At 61.3% G+C, this 14,901-nt stretch carries 15 protein-coding genes and 1 pseudogene; 12 read left to right on the forward strand and 4 right to left on the reverse strand.

Annotated features, from left to right (window positions below; genetic code table 11):
* Positions 1-118 precede the first annotated feature (118 nt).
* Positions 119-1,276: an acetylornithine deacetylase gene (gene argE, locus P7C00_RS30825; RefSeq protein ID WP_404937872.1), complete on the reverse strand. Its 1,158-nt coding sequence runs from the start codon at positions 1,274-1,276 to the stop codon at positions 119-121.
* Positions 1,277-1,435: 159 nt separating this feature from the next.
* Here argE and P7C00_RS30830 point away from each other — a divergent pair, with 159 nt between their 5' ends.
* Positions 1,436-2,803, forward strand: coding sequence for a CYTH domain-containing protein (locus tag P7C00_RS30830; protein WP_346633312.1), 1,368 nt, complete (start codon positions 1,436-1,438; stop codon positions 2,801-2,803).
* 9 nt (positions 2,804-2,812) lie between these two features.
* On the opposite strand, the gene P7C00_RS30835 is transcribed toward P7C00_RS30830, so the two are convergent.
* The gene (locus P7C00_RS30835) at positions 2,813-3,283 is read right to left on the reverse strand and encodes an Lrp/AsnC family transcriptional regulator (RefSeq protein WP_065902318.1); all 471 of its coding nucleotides are present in this window, start codon (positions 3,281-3,283) and stop codon (positions 2,813-2,815) included.
* Between the two features lie 124 nt (positions 3,284-3,407).
* On the opposite strand from P7C00_RS30835, the gene P7C00_RS30840 reads away from it, so the two are divergent.
* The 7 genes and pseudogenes from P7C00_RS30840 to P7C00_RS30870 all read left to right on the forward strand — a co-directional run bounded on the left by P7C00_RS30840 (position 3,408) and on the right by P7C00_RS30870 (position 9,215).
* Positions 3,408-3,737: a hypothetical protein gene (locus P7C00_RS30840; protein ID WP_346633313.1), complete on the forward strand. Its 330-nt coding sequence runs from the start codon at positions 3,408-3,410 to the stop codon at positions 3,735-3,737.
* Between the two features lie 111 nt (positions 3,738-3,848).
* Positions 3,849-5,627: a GspE/PulE family protein gene (locus tag P7C00_RS30845; protein ID WP_404937873.1), complete on the forward strand. Its 1,779-nt coding sequence runs from the start codon at positions 3,849-3,851 to the stop codon at positions 5,625-5,627.
* A 506-nt stretch (positions 5,628-6,133) separates the two neighbouring features.
* A pseudogene (locus tag P7C00_RS30850) lies at positions 6,134-6,412 on the forward strand (methyl-accepting chemotaxis protein); the annotation flags it as partial.
* Between the two features lie 198 nt (positions 6,413-6,610).
* The gene (locus tag P7C00_RS30855; protein ID WP_404940116.1) at positions 6,611-7,315 is read left to right on the forward strand and encodes a methyl-accepting chemotaxis protein; all 705 of its coding nucleotides are present in this window, start codon (positions 6,611-6,613) and stop codon (positions 7,313-7,315) included.
* A gap of 130 nt (positions 7,316-7,445) precedes the next feature.
* Positions 7,446-8,366 carry an SPFH domain-containing protein gene (locus P7C00_RS30860; RefSeq protein WP_102862164.1) on the forward strand — a complete coding sequence of 307 codons (921 nt, stop codon included), beginning with the start codon at positions 7,446-7,448 and terminating at the stop codon, positions 8,364-8,366.
* Between the two features lie 10 nt (positions 8,367-8,376).
* Positions 8,377-8,826 carry an NfeD family protein gene (locus P7C00_RS30865; RefSeq protein ID WP_346633316.1) on the forward strand — a complete coding sequence of 150 codons (450 nt, stop codon included), beginning with the start codon at positions 8,377-8,379 and terminating at the stop codon, positions 8,824-8,826.
* A 71-nt stretch (positions 8,827-8,897) separates the two neighbouring features.
* Complete coding sequence (locus P7C00_RS30870; protein WP_016966055.1) at positions 8,898-9,215, forward strand: DUF2388 domain-containing protein; 318 nt, start codon at positions 8,898-8,900, stop codon at positions 9,213-9,215.
* Between the two features lie 74 nt (positions 9,216-9,289).
* On the opposite strand, the gene P7C00_RS30875 is transcribed toward P7C00_RS30870, so the two are convergent.
* Entirely contained in the window at positions 9,290-9,964 is a 675-nt protein-coding gene (locus P7C00_RS30875; protein ID WP_346633317.1) for a TetR/AcrR family transcriptional regulator, read from the reverse strand.
* A 142-nt stretch (positions 9,965-10,106) separates the two neighbouring features.
* Here P7C00_RS30875 and P7C00_RS30880 point away from each other — a divergent pair, with 142 nt between their 5' ends.
* Positions 10,107-10,991 (forward strand): DAPG hydrolase family protein, encoded by an 885-nt coding sequence (locus P7C00_RS30880; protein ID WP_404937874.1) that lies wholly within the window; start codon positions 10,107-10,109, stop codon positions 10,989-10,991.
* A gap of 52 nt (positions 10,992-11,043) precedes the next feature.
* Here the strand turns inward: P7C00_RS30880 and P7C00_RS30885 are convergent, their stop codons facing one another.
* Positions 11,044-11,646, reverse strand: a complete 603-nt coding sequence (locus P7C00_RS30885) for a TetR/AcrR family transcriptional regulator (RefSeq protein WP_346633319.1) — start codon at positions 11,644-11,646, stop codon at positions 11,044-11,046.
* A gap of 461 nt (positions 11,647-12,107) precedes the next feature.
* Between P7C00_RS30885 and P7C00_RS30890 the strand changes: the two genes are divergently transcribed.
* The 3 genes from P7C00_RS30890 to P7C00_RS30900 are packed head-to-tail and all read left to right on the forward strand — an operon-like array spanning position 12,108 to position 14,875.
* The gene (locus P7C00_RS30890; RefSeq protein WP_404937875.1) at positions 12,108-13,196 is read left to right on the forward strand and encodes a hydroxymethylglutaryl-CoA synthase; all 1,089 of its coding nucleotides are present in this window, start codon (positions 12,108-12,110) and stop codon (positions 13,194-13,196) included.
* A gap of 29 nt (positions 13,197-13,225) precedes the next feature.
* Positions 13,226-14,422: a thiolase family protein gene (locus P7C00_RS30895; RefSeq protein ID WP_346633321.1), complete on the forward strand. Its 1,197-nt coding sequence runs from the start codon at positions 13,226-13,228 to the stop codon at positions 14,420-14,422.
* Between the two features lie 12 nt (positions 14,423-14,434).
* Positions 14,435-14,875, forward strand: coding sequence for a Zn-ribbon domain-containing OB-fold protein (locus tag P7C00_RS30900; RefSeq protein WP_102862172.1), 441 nt, complete (start codon positions 14,435-14,437; stop codon positions 14,873-14,875).
* Positions 14,876-14,901: the final 26 nt, after the last annotated feature.

Below are 14,901 nucleotides of genomic sequence, written 5' to 3' on the forward strand. Positions count from 1 at the left end.
AAAAAGCAGCCTATAAAAGGACGAAACGGAAAACGCACAACGGGCTGATGGTTATCGTCGGAACAGGCTTGGCAACACGCTTACTCTCCTCATGGGTACGGATCGGGACGCCGGTAATTTACTGAAATTGGGCCGGTGTCAGGCAGTAATGTTCAATCAACTCTCGTAGCAACTGCACAGTAGGCTGCAAGCGTGACATTTCGAGGTACTCCCCGGGCTGGTGGGCACAGGCAATGTCACCCGGGCCAAGCACCAGAGTCTCGCAGCCAAGGCGCTGAAGATAAGGCGCTTCAGTGCCAAACGCTACTGCTTCGGCACGATGCCCGGTAAGCCGTTCCGCCACCCGCACCAGCTCCGCGTCCTCGGACTGCTCGAACGGCGGCACCGCAGGGAACAGCGGCGCATAGTCGATCTGCACTTCATGCCGCTCGGCAATCGGTTGGAGCTTCTGCCGGATCGCCTCGCGCAGCACTTGCGGGTCCATGCCCGGCAAGGGACGCAGGTCGAACTCCAGGGAGCACTGGCCACAGATGCGGTTGGGATTGTCACCACCGTGGATGCAACCGAAGTTCAAGGTTGGTTGCGGCACGCTGAACTGCGGATTGCGGTATTCGCGCTGCCACAGCAGCCGCAGCCCCCGCAATTCGCCGATGGCATCGTGCATGGCCTCCAGAGCGCTGCGGCCCAGGCTCGGGTCTGAGGAATGGCCGCTGCGCCCGAGGATATCAATGCGCTCCATCATCACCCCCTTGTGCAGGCGGATCGGCTTGAGGCCCGTGGGCTCGCCGATCACCGCCGCGCGCCCCAGGGGCCGCCCGGCTTCCGCCAGGGCCCGGGCCCCGGCCATGGAGCTTTCTTCATCACAGGTCGCCAGGATCAGCAGCGGCTGCTTGAATGGCTGCTCCAGCAACGGTCGCACCGCTTCGATGATCAAGGCGAAAAAGCCCTTCATGTCGCAACTGCCCAAACCGACCCAGCGGCCGTCGACCTCGGTCAACTTCAGCGGATCGGTCTGCCACAGAGCGGCGTCAAACGGCACCGTGTCACTGTGTCCGGCCAGTACCAGGCCGCCAGGACCGCTGCCGAAGCTGGCCAGCAGATTGAACTTGCCAGGGCTGACCTGCTGGATATCGCAGGCAAAACCGAGGTCGCCGAGCCAACTGGCCAGCAAGTCGATGACCGGACGGTTGGACTGGTCCAGCGCAGGTTGAGTACAGCTCACCGACGGCGCGGCGATCAGTGCGGCAAACTGATCCTTCATGGACGGCAATGGCATGAGCTGGCTCCGGAAATCCCAAGATGGGGACCATCATAGAGGCATCTCGTGAGAGGAAGGAACCGTCGTGGCGCCTCCGGGCGCCTGGTCCTGTACACTGCACGGCCTTGGCAGCCAACTCTTCCCCCGGCTGCACTCCCGATCCTGGATTTTCCGGCCATGCAGAAAGAAACCGAAATCAAACTCCGCGTCAGCCGCGAAACCCTCGCCGCCCTGCGCGAGCACCCGCTACTGAAAAAACGCAACAAAAGTGGCTGGGAACGCCGTGAGCTGATGAACCAGTACTTCGACACCCCAGAGCGCGATCTGGCCCGGGCCAAAGTTGCCCTACGCCTGCGTCGTGACGGTGACGCAGTGATTCAGACCCTCAAGACCAGCGGCCAGAGCGTTGCCGGCCTGTCCGAGCGCAACGAATACGACTGGTCCTTGGCCAAAGCCAAGCTCGACGTGAAAAAACTCGACGGCGAATGCTGGCCCGAAGCCCTGGCCGAGCTGGACAAAAAGACCCTCAAGCCACTGTTCACCACCGACTTTGTCCGTGAACGCGCGGAAATCGCCTGGGGCCGCGGCAAGGCCAAGGTGGTGATCGAAGCGGCCCTGGACCTGGGCCAGGTGATCGCCGGCAAGCACAAGGAAGAAATCTGCGAGCTGGAGCTGGAGCTGCGCGAAGGCGAGCCCGCCGCCCTGCTGGAACTGGCGGCAGAGCTGGCCCTCACCCTGCCCCTGATGCCCTGCGACATCAGCAAGGCCGAGCGTGGCTATCGCCTGTTCGATGCCGGTAGCTACTCCTTGAGCCTGCCGGCGCCACAACTGAGTGCCGAAACCCCGCTGGACGACGCCTTCGCTGCCCTGGCCTGGCACCTGCTGGGCAGCAGCCAGCGCCTGGCCGAACAGTATCGCTTCAACGGCCACTGGCGCCTGCTGCAGGACTGGGTGGATAACCTCGCCGAACTGCGAGCTCTGGCCAGCAGCCTGGGCCAGGCTGCGCCACGCCAGTCCACCGCTGAACTGCGCAGCGCCCTGGATGCCCTGCTGGAAGACTGGCGTCCGCTGGTACAAGCCGGCCTCGACGATGAAGACGTGCGCAAGGCCGCGCCGGAGCAATACCTCGAAGAGTTGCAGGACGTGCGCTGGGGCCTGTTCTCCCTGAACACCTCTCGCTGGCTGCTGGCCCGCGCCTGGACCGCCGAGCGCAACACCCGTGGCAACCGCCAGGGCGCAGCGCAACTGGGTAGCTGGCTGCCACGTCTGCTGGCCGAGGAAGCCACCGCCCTGCAGTTGCCGCGCTACCAGCAGCAACCCGAAGACCTGGCCGAGCAGCTGCCGCGTATCGAGCGCATCCAAGCCTGGCTGCATCATGCCCGTGCCGTGCTGGAGATCCCTGAACTGGATCGTCTATACGGTGAACTGAACAAGCTGGCACAACTGGCCAACGAACCCATCACCGACGAAGCCCTCGATGCCCGCAAACAGCAGGCCATCGCGGTGTACCAGAACCGCGCCTGGAAAACCCTGCTGCGCATGTAAGCCGCTCCCTCAGCGCAGTACCGGCAGGCTGGTGGTGGACTTGATCTCCGACAGGGCAACGATCGAGTTCACCTCCTGAATGCCCGGCACCATGGACAGTTTCTCGAAGAAAAACCGCTCATAGGCTTCGATGTCCGCCGTCACGATGCGCAACAGGAAATCCACGGCCCCCATCAGCACATAACACTCCAGCACCTCCGGAAAGCCGCGAATCGCCTCGGTGAACTCGGTGAAGTTGGAGCGTCCGTGGGCGTTGAGCTTGATCTCGGCAAAAATCTGCGTGTTGAGGCCGATCTTCTTGCGATCGAGCAGGGTCACCTGGCCACGGATCACCCCCTCCTCCTTCAAGCGTTGAATCCGCCGCCAGCACGGCGACTGGGACAAGCCCACCTGTTCGGCAATCTGCGCGCTGGAAAGTGACGCGTCCTCTTGCAGCAACGCGAGTATCCGGCGGTCGTAGGCGTCCAGTTCGCTATGCATAACAAATTCCTTTATCTATAAAATTTTGAATCAAACGATTCGATTTTTATGAATTCTGCTCAATCTTAGATAAGAAATACCCGGAACCAAATGTAAAAATTTCTCCACTGATCTGGAGACTGCCATGCCCCATCTCGAACCTGCCCCTGGCCAATCATCCCGCGCCGATGTCTGGAACCAGGACAATGCCCACTGTCGCGTGCACTACCAGATGACCGCCGAGGCCGAAGCTGATGTCCTGTGCCGGGTGCTCAACCACTTCGCCCTGCAATTTCTGGTACCCCAGCGGGTCACGGTGATCCAGCAAGACACCACGCTGCACATCGACGTGCAACTCGACGGCCTGAGCTGGCATCGGGCCCGGGTGATCGGCGACAAGTTGCGCAACCTGATCAGCGTCTGCTCGGTAGAACTGGAACTGGCAGAGCCGGCGCAGCTGCAGGCCGCCGGCTGAGGTCGGAAAAGTCCTGCAACCCTTGGTAGCCGGTGGCCCGGCCTGGCGGGGCTATTCTTGGCCATTTGTGGTCAGAGACCCGCCTCTGGACAACAGCCCCAAGGAGCCCCCATGGCTGCCACGCAAACGCCCCAGGATCACTGGCTGGAGCTCAGTGAGCTGCTGCGTGAACTGCTGACCCAGGGCCGCATCAGCCAGGATGCCGCCGAACAGGCCATCAGCGCCCGCCCTCACGGCACCAGCAACCCCGTGCACCCCCTGGAACTGATCGCCAGTCAGCATCTGCCAGACTTGCAGCGTCCCGGCCAGCATCTGGATCTGGACAGTCTCACCGCCTGGCTGGCCCGGCGAGCCGGCCAGCCCTACCTGCGCATCGACCCGCTGCAGATCGACGTCGCGAGCATCACCCCGCTGATGTCCTGCGCCTTCGCCCAGCGGCACAAGATCCTCGCCGTAGCAGTGGATGCCCAAAGCGTCACCGTGGCCAGCGCCCAACCCTACGTCAGCGCCTGGGAAGCCGATCTGGCCCATGTCCTCAAGCGCTCGATCCAACGGGTGGTGGCCAGCCCGGTGGATATCCAGCGCCTGACCCTGGAGTTCTATCGCCTGGCCAAGTCGGTCAGCGGGGCCAGCAGCGAACAGAGGGCCAGCGGCCCGGGCAACCTCGAACAACTGCTCAAGCTCGGGGCCAGAGACCAGGAGCCGGATGCCGACGACGCCCACATCATCAACATCGTCGACTGGCTGTTTCAGTACGCCTTCCAGCAACGGGCCAGCGATATCCATATCGAACCCCGCCGCGAGCACGGCACCCTGCGCTTTCGCATCGACGGGGTGCTGCACAGCGTTTACCAGTTCCCGCCCCAGGTGACTCTGGCCATCGTCAGCCGCCTCAAGAGCCTGGGACGGATGAACGTCGCAGAAAAACGCAAACCCCAGGATGGCCGGGTCAAGACCCGTACTCCGGAAGGCAGCGAGATCGAGTTGCGGCTCTCGACCCTGCCCACGGCCTTCGGCGAGAAGTTGGTGATGCGTATCTTCGACCCACAGGTGCTGCTCAAGGATTTCGACCAACTGGGCTTCGGCGCCGACGACCTGAACCGTTGGCAAGCCATGGCCGCACAGGCTCACGGCATCATCCTGGTGACCGGCCCCACAGGTTCGGGCAAGACCAGCACCCTCTACACCACCTTGAAAAAGCTCGCGAGCCCCGAGATCAACCTGTGCACCATCGAAGACCCGATCGAGATGATCGAGCCGGCGTTCAACCAGATGCAGGTGCAGCACAATATCGACTTGAGCTTTTCCAGCGGCGTGCGTGCGCTGATGCGCCAGGACCCGGACATCATCATGATCGGCGAGATCCGCGACCTGGAGACCGCCGAAATGGCTATCCAGGCTGCACTCACCGGGCACCTGGTGCTCTCCACCCTGCATACCAACGATGCCCCCGGAGCCATCAGCCGCCTACTGGAACTGGGAGTGCCTCACTACCTGATCAAGGCCACCCTGATCGGCGTCATGGCCCAGCGCTTGCTGCGTACCCTGTGCCCCCATTGCAAGGCTCCCGCGGCCCTCGCCCTGGATGACTGGCAGAGCCTGACCCACCCCCGACAACTGCCGCTTCCGCCCCTGAGCAAAAGGGCCGTGGGCTGCGCAGAGTGCCGTGGCACCGGCTATCACGGGCGTACCGGGATCTACGAAATCATGCCCTTGAGTACCCCGCTCAAGGCTCTTGTGCATGGCGACCTCGACCTCGCCGGCCTGCGTCGCCAGGCTTGCGAGGACGGCATGCGCAGCCTGCGCCTGGCCGCCGCACAAAAGCTTGCCGATGGCCTGACCAGCCTGGAGGAAGTGCTGCGGGTGACACCTCAAAGCGAAAACCAGTAACCAGGCCCTGCTTGCCCGAAGGCGAACCCCAAGTGCTGGACTACGCTCTAACCACCGCCAAGAAAAGCAGGAAGCCAGGCATGAATATTCGTCACAACATGATCGCCTCCGGGGTTCTCAGCCTGCTGGCCATTGCCCTGGTGGCCGGCCTCGGTCTCTGGGGACAGTCACGCCTGGCCAGTGCCCTGCATGACAATGAACTCAATGCCAGCGCACTGCGCAATCACCTGGAAGCCGACATGATGCACGACGCCCTGCGGGCCGATGTGCTGGAGGCCCTGAGCAGTGAGCCCGGCGACAGCGCGGCCGGCGAGGAGGTGCGCAACAGTCTGCGCGAACACGGCGATTGGTTCCGCAAGGCCCTGGCGGAAAACGCCCGGCTGCCCCTGGCGCCGGATATCCGCGATGCCATCAGCGAGTTGCAGCCGGTCCTGGAAAACTACATTCATGCGGCCGAAAGCATCGCCGAACAGGCCCTCAAGGATCCTCAGGCCGCGCGCTTGCAGATGCCGGAGTTTTCCCAGCGTTTCAGTGAAGTGGAAGCCCGCAATACGGCCCTGAGCAGCAAGATCGAAGCCAGTACCGCCCAGACCCGCGAAGGCAGTGAAACCGCCGTACGCCAAGCCGCCTGGTGGCTGATCGGCGGCAGCCTGATTGCCGCCCTGGCCCTGTGCCTGCTGACCCGCCAGTTGCTCATCCGGGTCCTCAAGCCCCTGGAAAAATCCGTCGCCACGGCCCGGGCCATCGCCCAGGGCAACCTGACCACGGTCATCAGTATCGACAGCCGGGACGAAGCCGGTCAGTTGCAACAGGCCCTTGGCGAGATGCAGGACAACCTGCGGCAGATGATCACCACCATCCGCCATGAAAGCGAAGAGTTGCGGGGGCGCTCCCACAGCCTCAGCGACACCTCGCTGGGCATCGCCGACGGCGCCACCGAGCAGGCCGACGGCGCCACCAACATGGCGGCGGCCATGGAACAGATGATCAGCAACATTGCCCAGGTCGCCGAGCACGCCCGCAATGCCCAGAGCATTGCTGCCCAATCCGAGTCCCTGGCCGGCAGCGGCGGCCAGGTGATACTCGGGGTGGTGGACGGCATGAGCCACATCGCCGAGGCGGTGAACCAGTCGTCCCAGAGCATCACCGCCCTGGGCCAGTCCTCGGAGGAGATCCATTCGATCATCCAGGTGATCAATGGCATCGCCGAGCAGACCAACCTGCTGGCCCTGAATGCCGCCATCGAAGCGGCCCGGGCCGGCGAGGCCGGACGCGGATTCGCCGTGGTCGCCGACGAGGTGCGCAACCTGGCGGCGCGCACCGCGCAATCCACCCGGGAAATCACTGGCATGATCGAGCGCATCCGCGAAACCACCGGGCAGGCGGTGAGCAGCATGCAAACCGGGGTCAGCCGGGTCAACGACGGGGTGAACATGGCCCAGCAGGCGGGGACTTCGATCAACGAGATTCGCCAGGGTGCCCAGCGGTCGGCGCTGATGGTGGAAGAGATTTCCCACACCATCGGCGAGCAGTCCAAGGCCAGCAGCGAAGTGGCGCAACGGGTGGAGATGATCAGCCAGGTGGCCCGGCGCAACAGTCAGGCCATGCGTGAACTGACGCAAACGGTGGAGCAGATGGAAAACTCTGTGGCGACCCTGCAAACCTCGGTCACCCGCTTCCAGCTTTGAACCTCGCGGCGTGCCTGAGTCGCGCCGGTGATGTGTGTCCTGATGATGCAAGGACGAAGGTATCCCGGCGGGGGGCCTGGCACCGCCGTACACTCGTGCCCCTTGAGCAATGACTGAACAGGTGAATGTTATGCAGATCGGAAGCGTACTGTTACTTTTTGTCGGCCTCGCGGTGGCCCTGGTATTCATGGGGTTCAAGGTCGTGCCCCAAGGCTACCAGTGGACAGTGGAGCGCTTTGGCCGCTACACCAACACCCTCAAGCCAGGGCTGAACATCATCATTCCGGTGATGGACCGCATCGGCCGCAAGATCAACGTCATGGAAAGCGTGCTGGACATTCCCCCCCAGGAAGTCATCACCGCCGACAACGCCACGGTGCAGATCGACGCCGTGTGCTTCTTCCAGGTGGTCAACACCGCCCAGGCGGCCTACGAGGTCAACAACCTTGAGCACGCCATCCGCAACCTGCTGCAGACCAATATCCGTACCGTGCTCGGTTCCATGGAACTGGACGCGATGCTCAGCCAACGTGACGGCATCAACGAAAAACTACTGCGAACCGTTGACGAAGCCACCGCCCCCTGGGGGATCAAGATCACCCGTATCGAGATCAAGGACATCAGCCCGCCTGCCGACCTGATGGCGGCCATGTCCGGGCAGATGAAGGCCGAACGGGTCAAGCGCGCCCAGATCCTCGAAGCCGAAGGCCTGCGGGCAGCGGCCATTCTGACCGCCGAAGGCAAGAAGCAGGCGCAGATTCTGGAAGCCGAGGGTGAACGTCAGGCGGCCTTCCTTGAATCCGAAGCCCGGGAGCGCCAGGCCGAAGCCGAGGCCCGGGCGACCCAGGTGGTATCCGAGGCGATCGCCAGCGGCAACGTCCAGGCGATCAACTACTTCGTCGCGCAAAAATACATCGATGCCCTGGGCAAGCTCGCGTCGGCCAACAACAGCAAGGTGATCCTGATGCCACTGGAGGCCAGCCAGGTAATAGGCGCCGTGGGCGGCATTGGCGAAATCGTCAAGGCCACGTTCGACGGCAAGAAGGTCTGAGGCTCGATCCATGTTGGCATTCCTGCACGCGCTATCGTTCTGGGACTGGTTGGCCCTGGGCACTGTACTGCTGATTTTCGAAGTGTTCGGCGCCGGCGGCTATCTACTGTGGATCGGCCTGGCGGCTGCCGCCGTAGGGGTCCTGACCTTTGTGATTCCCGGCCTGACCTGGGAGGTGCAGTTCCTCCTGTTCGGCCTGCTATCGGTGCTGACAGCCCTGTACTGGTGGCGTCGCCAGCGCAATGTGGTGCGCCCCAGCGACCAGCCGAACCTGAACCTGCGGGGCCAGGAACTGATGGGCAAGACCTTTGTGGTGCATCAGGCGATAGTTGACGGCCGGGGCCGGATCAAGGTCGCCGATGGGGTATGGATCGCCAAGGGCGCCGACGCGCCTGTGGGCGCCCGGGTGCGCGTGATCGGCCAGGAAGGCGCCATTCTGCTGGTCGAAAACCTTGACTGATGGGTCACGGAACTCCGCTGGGGTATCTAGAATCAAACTGTGCAGATAACCCCCAGTTGGAGTCACCCATCATGCGTCTGAAAATAGCTGTCGCCACCCTTGCCCTGCTTTCTCTCCCTGTTGGTTCGGCAATGGCCGACACCTTCTGGCGTAACGTCATTTCCTCCGGTGCCACCACCGGTTCCACCTACCTGACCTTCAAGGACCACAAGCTGATCGTCGCCGCGCAGGACGACGCGGGCAGCTTCGTCGCCAGCGAAGGCAGCATTCGCGGCCCGTACCTGGAAGCCGCCATGCAAAAAGTCCGCGCCGACAATCCCGGCCTCAAGGCTACCGACATGGAGCTGGCCAACGCGATCCTGGCGAAGAACGCCGTCGCGCAGGAGTAAGGATCGTCCCAGGGATGGCTGACAGAAAACGCCGACCTCAGGGTCGGCGTTTTTTTGTGCCCGAAAATAACGCGCTAGGCCCTGCCGGAAGTCCGAGCCACCGCCGCCAGGCCGGCCAGGGCATAATCCATCATGTGCTCGATCAGGGCCGGCGGGTCCAACTCAAGGCCAGGCAGTACGTTGCGCGCCAGTGGCTGATGGGCGATCAGCAGGAACAGGCAGGGCGCAAACACACTGACAGCACTGCGTAACGTGGCTGGGTCTTCCGGCGACAGGTGCATGATCTGGCCGAGAATGACGCGCACGATCTTCGCCTTGGGGAACGCCTGCTCCTCCAGGACCACCGGCAGCACAGACGAGGGCGACAGCAGCTCGCGGGTCAGCACTTTCAGTGCCCAGCCCTCGCGCTGATTGTTCAGCCCCTCGATCAGTACAGTGATGATCGCCCGCAGCTTATCTTCGGCGCTGTCCTGGCTCTCGCTCAGGCTGATCATGGTCTCGATCCGCACCAGGCGGTCATGGGCCTCGCGCAGCACCGCCCGGTACAGGCCGTCCTTGTTCTCGAAGTGATAGTTGACCGAGGCGTTGTTGGCCTTGGAGTTTTCGCAAATCTGCTTGCTGGTGGTGTTGGCGTACCCCAGCTCGGCAAAGAGCTGGCCAGCCGTTTCCAGGATCTGCTGGCGAGTTGCCTGGCCATCCTGACGCGGCGCACGGGCCGCAGCAGGCGGCGGGGAAGCGGAAACGGCCATAGACGCTCTCACTAAGTTAAATTCAAATTTGACTTTTGTTTATGGACTGCTTAGCTACAAAGCGCCAGTTTCTCGTTCAACTCCGCGAGCGGATCGCACGAACGTGGCGGCTACTCGTCAATTCACGCCAAAGGATATCAGCATGGAAGCGCGCATCATGACTCCCTTCACCTACTTCTCACTGCCCATGCAGAAGCTCTTCCTGCGCAACCAGGCGGCAATCCGGAACAAGCCCTACGCCAAGTATTTCCGTTCGGAGATGCGCGTGCCGCTGTCCGCCGTACGCAAGATCCAGCAAGGCCCGATGGACCTGAAAGACACCCTGACCCCAAGCGTCGAAGACATCAATCGCCTGCTCGACCCGGACTTCGTCAGTGAGGAGTCCGGCTACGCCCTGCTACCGGGGCCGATGGCTTATGTGCAAAGCCGCAAGTTCTTCCCCGGCTGCACCGCACAGATGTTCAAGTGGTGGTTCATGTGGCACCCGGCAGAATCGGAGCGCTATACCCTGTGGTTCCCCTACGCCCATGTCAGCAACCCCTGCATGAACCATCAGCGCCTGAGCGACGAATCCTTGAGCTTCGAGGAGCGGCTGTATGGCAACACTTTCTGCGCATCGGAGTATGTCGGCGATCGCCTGATGCACTTGCACATCGATTTTCAGGAACCGGCCAGCCTGGGCCTTGACCCTGATCTGTATCGCGAAGCGAAAATCGACGGCAGCGTCAGTGCCTTGATGAGCCTGGCCGATCACCCACAGGTGCCGGTGTCATTGATGGTGCATCTGTTCAAGGAGGTGTCGGGCGGCATGTACCTTACCAGCCGTTACTGGGTCGGATCGCACCCATCGATGGCCCGCTTTCCCGGAGCTGAAAAAGCATCGGCGCTGCTTAAGGAAAGTGGCTTTGGCGAAGCCGAGCTGGAAACCCTGGCCTATGAATTTGCCGTGCACGATATGTGCGAGTTCAATCATCTGGCCAGCTTCCTGCCGGACCTGTATCGGGAGTTCGGCGCGACTTCAGCCTGAAACAACAGCCATTAAGCCCGCGCAACTCAAGGGCTTAATGGCTGACAATGGATCAACGTTGCGTATCAGGACAAACACCGTTGATCAGCAGAGAAGTGAACTCCTCAATGTCCTGTTCCGCCGTCAACTGCTCGGTCAGTAACCGATACCAGCAAAAACCAAAAATCATATCCAGCAGCAATTCACGGTTGGTGTCCTTGGGTAGCTCGCCATTGCTGATGGCATTTTCCACCAGCTTTTTCGGCAACTCCCTTCTGCGCTCCATGAATTGATCCTTGAGCTGGGTCAATGTTGCTGGATCCAACTGCGCTTCAGCGATGACACAGCGGAAAGCCTCTCCGCAAATGGTTTCTCGCCAGACTTTCCAGAGATTGTGGAGCAAAAAGTCGAGATCCGCCTTGAACGAGCCGAGATCAGGAAATTTTCTGACCTGCTCACTCTCGTTTTCATAAACTTCCGCGATCAATGCCGCCTTGTTCGACCACCACCGATAAATCGTTGGCTTGCTGGCACCCGCCCGGCGGGCGACGGACTCGATACTGAGCCCGGAATAACCGCATTCCTTAAGGATTTCGATGGTGGAACTGAGGATGGCTTTATGGGTATGGGGACTTCGCAACGAGCCGATGGAGCTGCGAGATGGGGTACGAGCCACAATAAAAAATCTCCAGGCAGGGCGCTTGACAAACGCAACGCAGGGTATAGGATTCCTCCGAATTGAAATGAAACGGTCCGTTTCGTTTCATTCTTGAAAGAATCATGAACTTCTTGTACCGATCTATCTAGTTTTTAAAGTATCTCTTTAGGGTTGAGTAAATCAGGCCCTGCAACTGCGAGTTCCTCGGATTCGAGGCTGCGGCCCGCTTCCCAAAAAGAGACTAGATCGTCTTAAATTATTACTAAACGAAACGTTCCGTATCATAGCATAGAGAGGTTAAGAAAAACAGCTTTCGAGTGGGTTTTCCCCTATTCGGAGTCTGCTGTCCCCCTCCTCTGGGCCGCCGGTTTATGCGGTGTCGCCACGAGACAGGCAGCAAAATTGTTTTCCGTATGTTCAAGGGTGCTTCTGAGCAGGCACGACCCAGTTTTCTCAAAAAGAATGGAATCAAGAGGAAAATGAACGTGAAAAAAGTAGGCATTGTCAGCTATGGCGCGGGTATTCCGGTATGCCGCCTCAAAGTTCAGGACGTGATCAACGTCTGGAAAAACACCGAGCTCAAGTTGGTCGAGGAAAACCTCGGCGTCACTGAAAGAGCCGTACTGCAGCCGGACGAAGATGTCATCACCCTCGGTGTGCTGGCGGCGCAACGGGCCCTGGATAAAGTCCCCGGCCACGAGCTCGAAGCCCTGTACCTGGGCACCTGCACCAACCCCTACGACTCACGGGCCTCGGCTTCGATCATCCTGGAAATGCTCGGCAGCGGTTACGACGCCTATTGCGCCGACGTGCAGTTTGCTGGCAAGTCCGGCACCTCCGCCCTGCAGATCTGCCAGGCCCTGGTGGCCTCCGGCATGACCGGCAGTGCCCTGGCCATCGGCGCCGACACCATCAACCGCAATACCGCGCCGGGTGATTTGACCGAGTCCTATGCTGGAGCCGGCGCCGCCGCCCTGCTGATCGGCAATCAGAACGTCATCGCCGAGTTCGACGGCAGTTTTTCCTGCGCTGCGGATATCGCCGACAACATCCGCCCCCAGGGCGATCGCTACATTCGTTCCGGGATGGGCCTGGGCTCGGACAAGAACAGCATCGGCCTGGAAGATCAGACCCGCCGCGCTGCCGAGGGCCTGATGGCCAAGCTGCGTACCAGCGCCGCCGACTATGACTACGTGGTGTTCCAGCAGAACCTGGTGTCCACGCCCTACTCTCTGGGCAAGCACCTGGGCTTCAACACCAAGCAGATCGAACCGGGAATCTACGCCGGCGATGTGGGTGACACTGGCGCCGCCAGCCCGCTGCTCGGCCTGATCAACGTGCTGGACCAGGCCCGTCCGGGGCAGAAGATCCTCATGGTGTCCTATGGTTTCGGGGCCGGCAGTGACGCCATCGCCCTGACCGTCACCGACGCCATCGAGCAGTACCAGAAGCACAACAAGCCCCTGCGCGAACTGCTCGAAACCAAGACCTATGTCGATTACGGCACCTCCATCAAGTACGAGTTCAAGTACCTGCGGGCTGATTACGCCCTGACCGCCTATCTCTGATTACGCCTGTCTACGCAAGGAGCATGCACATGTGCGCACGTCGTGTTGCAATAGTTTCGGCCGCCTATACGCCGAAGCCCGGAAGTTCACGAGTTCGGCAGACGTTCAAGGAAATGATCGTCGAGTCCGCCTACAAGGCGCTCAAGGACGCCAAGATGCATCCTCGGGAAATCCAGGGTGTCGCCTACGGCTATCACGGTGAAGGCATCTCTGAATATGGCGGCCTGGGCCCGACCATTTCCGACGCCCTGGGCATCAGCCCGGCACCAACCTTCATGAGCACCGCCAACTGCACCAGTAGCTCGGTGTCGTTCCAGATGGGTCACCAGATGGTGGCGTCCGGGGAATACGACATCGTCCTGTGCGGCGGTTTCGAGAAGATGACCGATCACTTCAACTACGCCGAATACATCGGCTCCAGCACTGAATGTGAATACGACTACTTCCTCGGCATCTCCCACACCGACGCCTTCGCCCTGGCCACTGCCGAGTACTTCCAGAAGTTCGGTTATGCCGGTCGCGAGGCCGATGTACTTGCCACCTTCGGTCGGCAGATGCGCATCTACGCCCAGAACACGCCGACCGCCACCCGCTATGGCCAGCCAATCCCATCCATCGAAGCGCTGAAAAACAGCGAAGCCTGCGGTTCGATGCTGGCCTGGGGCGAAGCCAGTGGCTGCGCAATCCTGGTGGCCGAGCACCTGGCCCACAAGTACACCGACAAACCCGTGTTCGTGCGCGGCTGTGCCTACACCGGGGTCTCGCACTACTTCGGCACGCGCTTCCACAATCCGACCCTGCACCATCCGGGCCTGCCCAAGGACGTGGGCATGGCCGTCTCGGCCAACTCCATCGCCTGTGCGGAAATTGCCTATAAAAAGGCCGGGATCACCGCCAAGGACATCGACGTGGCACAGGTCTACGACCTGCTCGGCGCCGGGCTGATCCAGATGGAATCCATGGGCATCTGCGGCAAGGGCCAGGCCGGCGACTTCGTACTCGAGGGCGGCATCGCCCTGGACGGCCAACTGCCACTGAACACCGACGGCGGCAATATCGGCCGCGGCCACGCCTCGGGATGCGACGGCATTCTGCATATCACCGAGCTGTTCCGGCAGCTGAGAGGGGAATCCGACAACCAGGTCAAGGGCGCACGCATCGGCGTGTCGCAGAACCTTGGCGGTTATGCGGCCCACAACTCAGTGATTGTCCTCTCGAACGACTAAGGAGCCCGGACCATGTCCATGTACCCAGAGCAGATCCATAGAATGACCACCGCCAGCATGCTTCGCGAATGGCGCGAGCATGGCGGCAAGTACCGCCTCGAAGGCAGCCAGTGCGAAGAATGCAACGAGATCTTCTTCCCCCGGCGTACCGTCTGCGGCGCCTGCAACTCCCTGAGCGTGAAACCTTACCGCTGCAAGCGCACGGGCAAGATCGAAGTCATGGCCCACGCCGAGAACCCAGTCCTGGCCGCCATGGGTTATGGCGAAACCGTGCCGCGCGTCATGGCCATGGTGCGCCTGGATGACGGCCTGGTGATTGCCTCGGAGATCGTCGACGTCTGCGATCCACAGCAGCTGAAAGTCGGCGCGCCAGTGCGCATGGTGATTCGCAAGCATGTGCGCGAAAGCAACCTGGCCTGGCAATACGCTTATAAGTTCGTACTGGATATATAAGTTGTTATTCAAGGTGCCTTTATATA

The sequence above is a fragment of the Pseudomonas sp. JDS08PS003 genome (assembly GCF_045013505.1).
Taxonomy (GTDB): domain Bacteria; phylum Pseudomonadota; class Gammaproteobacteria; order Pseudomonadales; family Pseudomonadaceae; genus Aquipseudomonas; species Aquipseudomonas protegens_B.

What these genes read in the sequence shown, in the direction of transcription:
- P7C00_RS30870 (WP_016966055.1), top strand. Translation starts at nt 8,898, where the DNA reads ATGCGTCTGAAAATAGCTGTCGCCACCCTTGCCCTGCTTTCTCTCCCT.
- P7C00_RS30840 (WP_346633313.1), top strand. Translation starts at nt 3,408, where the DNA reads ATGCCCCATCTCGAACCTGCCCCTGGCCAATCATCCCGCGCCGATGTC.
- P7C00_RS30830 (WP_346633312.1), top strand. Translation starts at nt 1,436, where the DNA reads ATGCAGAAAGAAACCGAAATCAAACTCCGCGTCAGCCGCGAAACCCTC.
- P7C00_RS30890 (WP_404937875.1), top strand. Translation starts at nt 12,108, where the DNA reads ATGAACGTGAAAAAAGTAGGCATTGTCAGCTATGGCGCGGGTATTCCG.
- P7C00_RS30855 (WP_404940116.1), top strand. Translation starts at nt 6,611, where the DNA reads ATGATCAGCAACATTGCCCAGGTCGCCGAGCACGCCCGCAATGCCCAG.
- P7C00_RS30875 (WP_346633317.1), bottom strand. Translation starts at nt 9,964, where the DNA reads ATGGCCGTTTCCGCTTCCCCGCCGCCTGCTGCGGCCCGTGCGCCGCGT.
- P7C00_RS30835 (WP_065902318.1), bottom strand. Translation starts at nt 3,283, where the DNA reads ATGCATAGCGAACTGGACGCCTACGACCGCCGGATACTCGCGTTGCTG.
- P7C00_RS30860 (WP_102862164.1), top strand. Translation starts at nt 7,446, where the DNA reads ATGCAGATCGGAAGCGTACTGTTACTTTTTGTCGGCCTCGCGGTGGCC.
- P7C00_RS30895 (WP_346633321.1), top strand. Translation starts at nt 13,226, where the DNA reads ATGTGCGCACGTCGTGTTGCAATAGTTTCGGCCGCCTATACGCCGAAG.
- P7C00_RS30880 (WP_404937874.1), top strand. Translation starts at nt 10,107, where the DNA reads ATGGAAGCGCGCATCATGACTCCCTTCACCTACTTCTCACTGCCCATG.
- P7C00_RS30845 (WP_404937873.1), top strand. Translation starts at nt 3,849, where the DNA reads ATGGCTGCCACGCAAACGCCCCAGGATCACTGGCTGGAGCTCAGTGAG.
- argE (WP_404937872.1), bottom strand. Translation starts at nt 1,276, where the DNA reads ATGCCATTGCCGTCCATGAAGGATCAGTTTGCCGCACTGATCGCCGCG.
- P7C00_RS30865 (WP_346633316.1), top strand. Translation starts at nt 8,377, where the DNA reads ATGTTGGCATTCCTGCACGCGCTATCGTTCTGGGACTGGTTGGCCCTG.
- P7C00_RS30900 (WP_102862172.1), top strand. Translation starts at nt 14,435, where the DNA reads ATGTCCATGTACCCAGAGCAGATCCATAGAATGACCACCGCCAGCATG.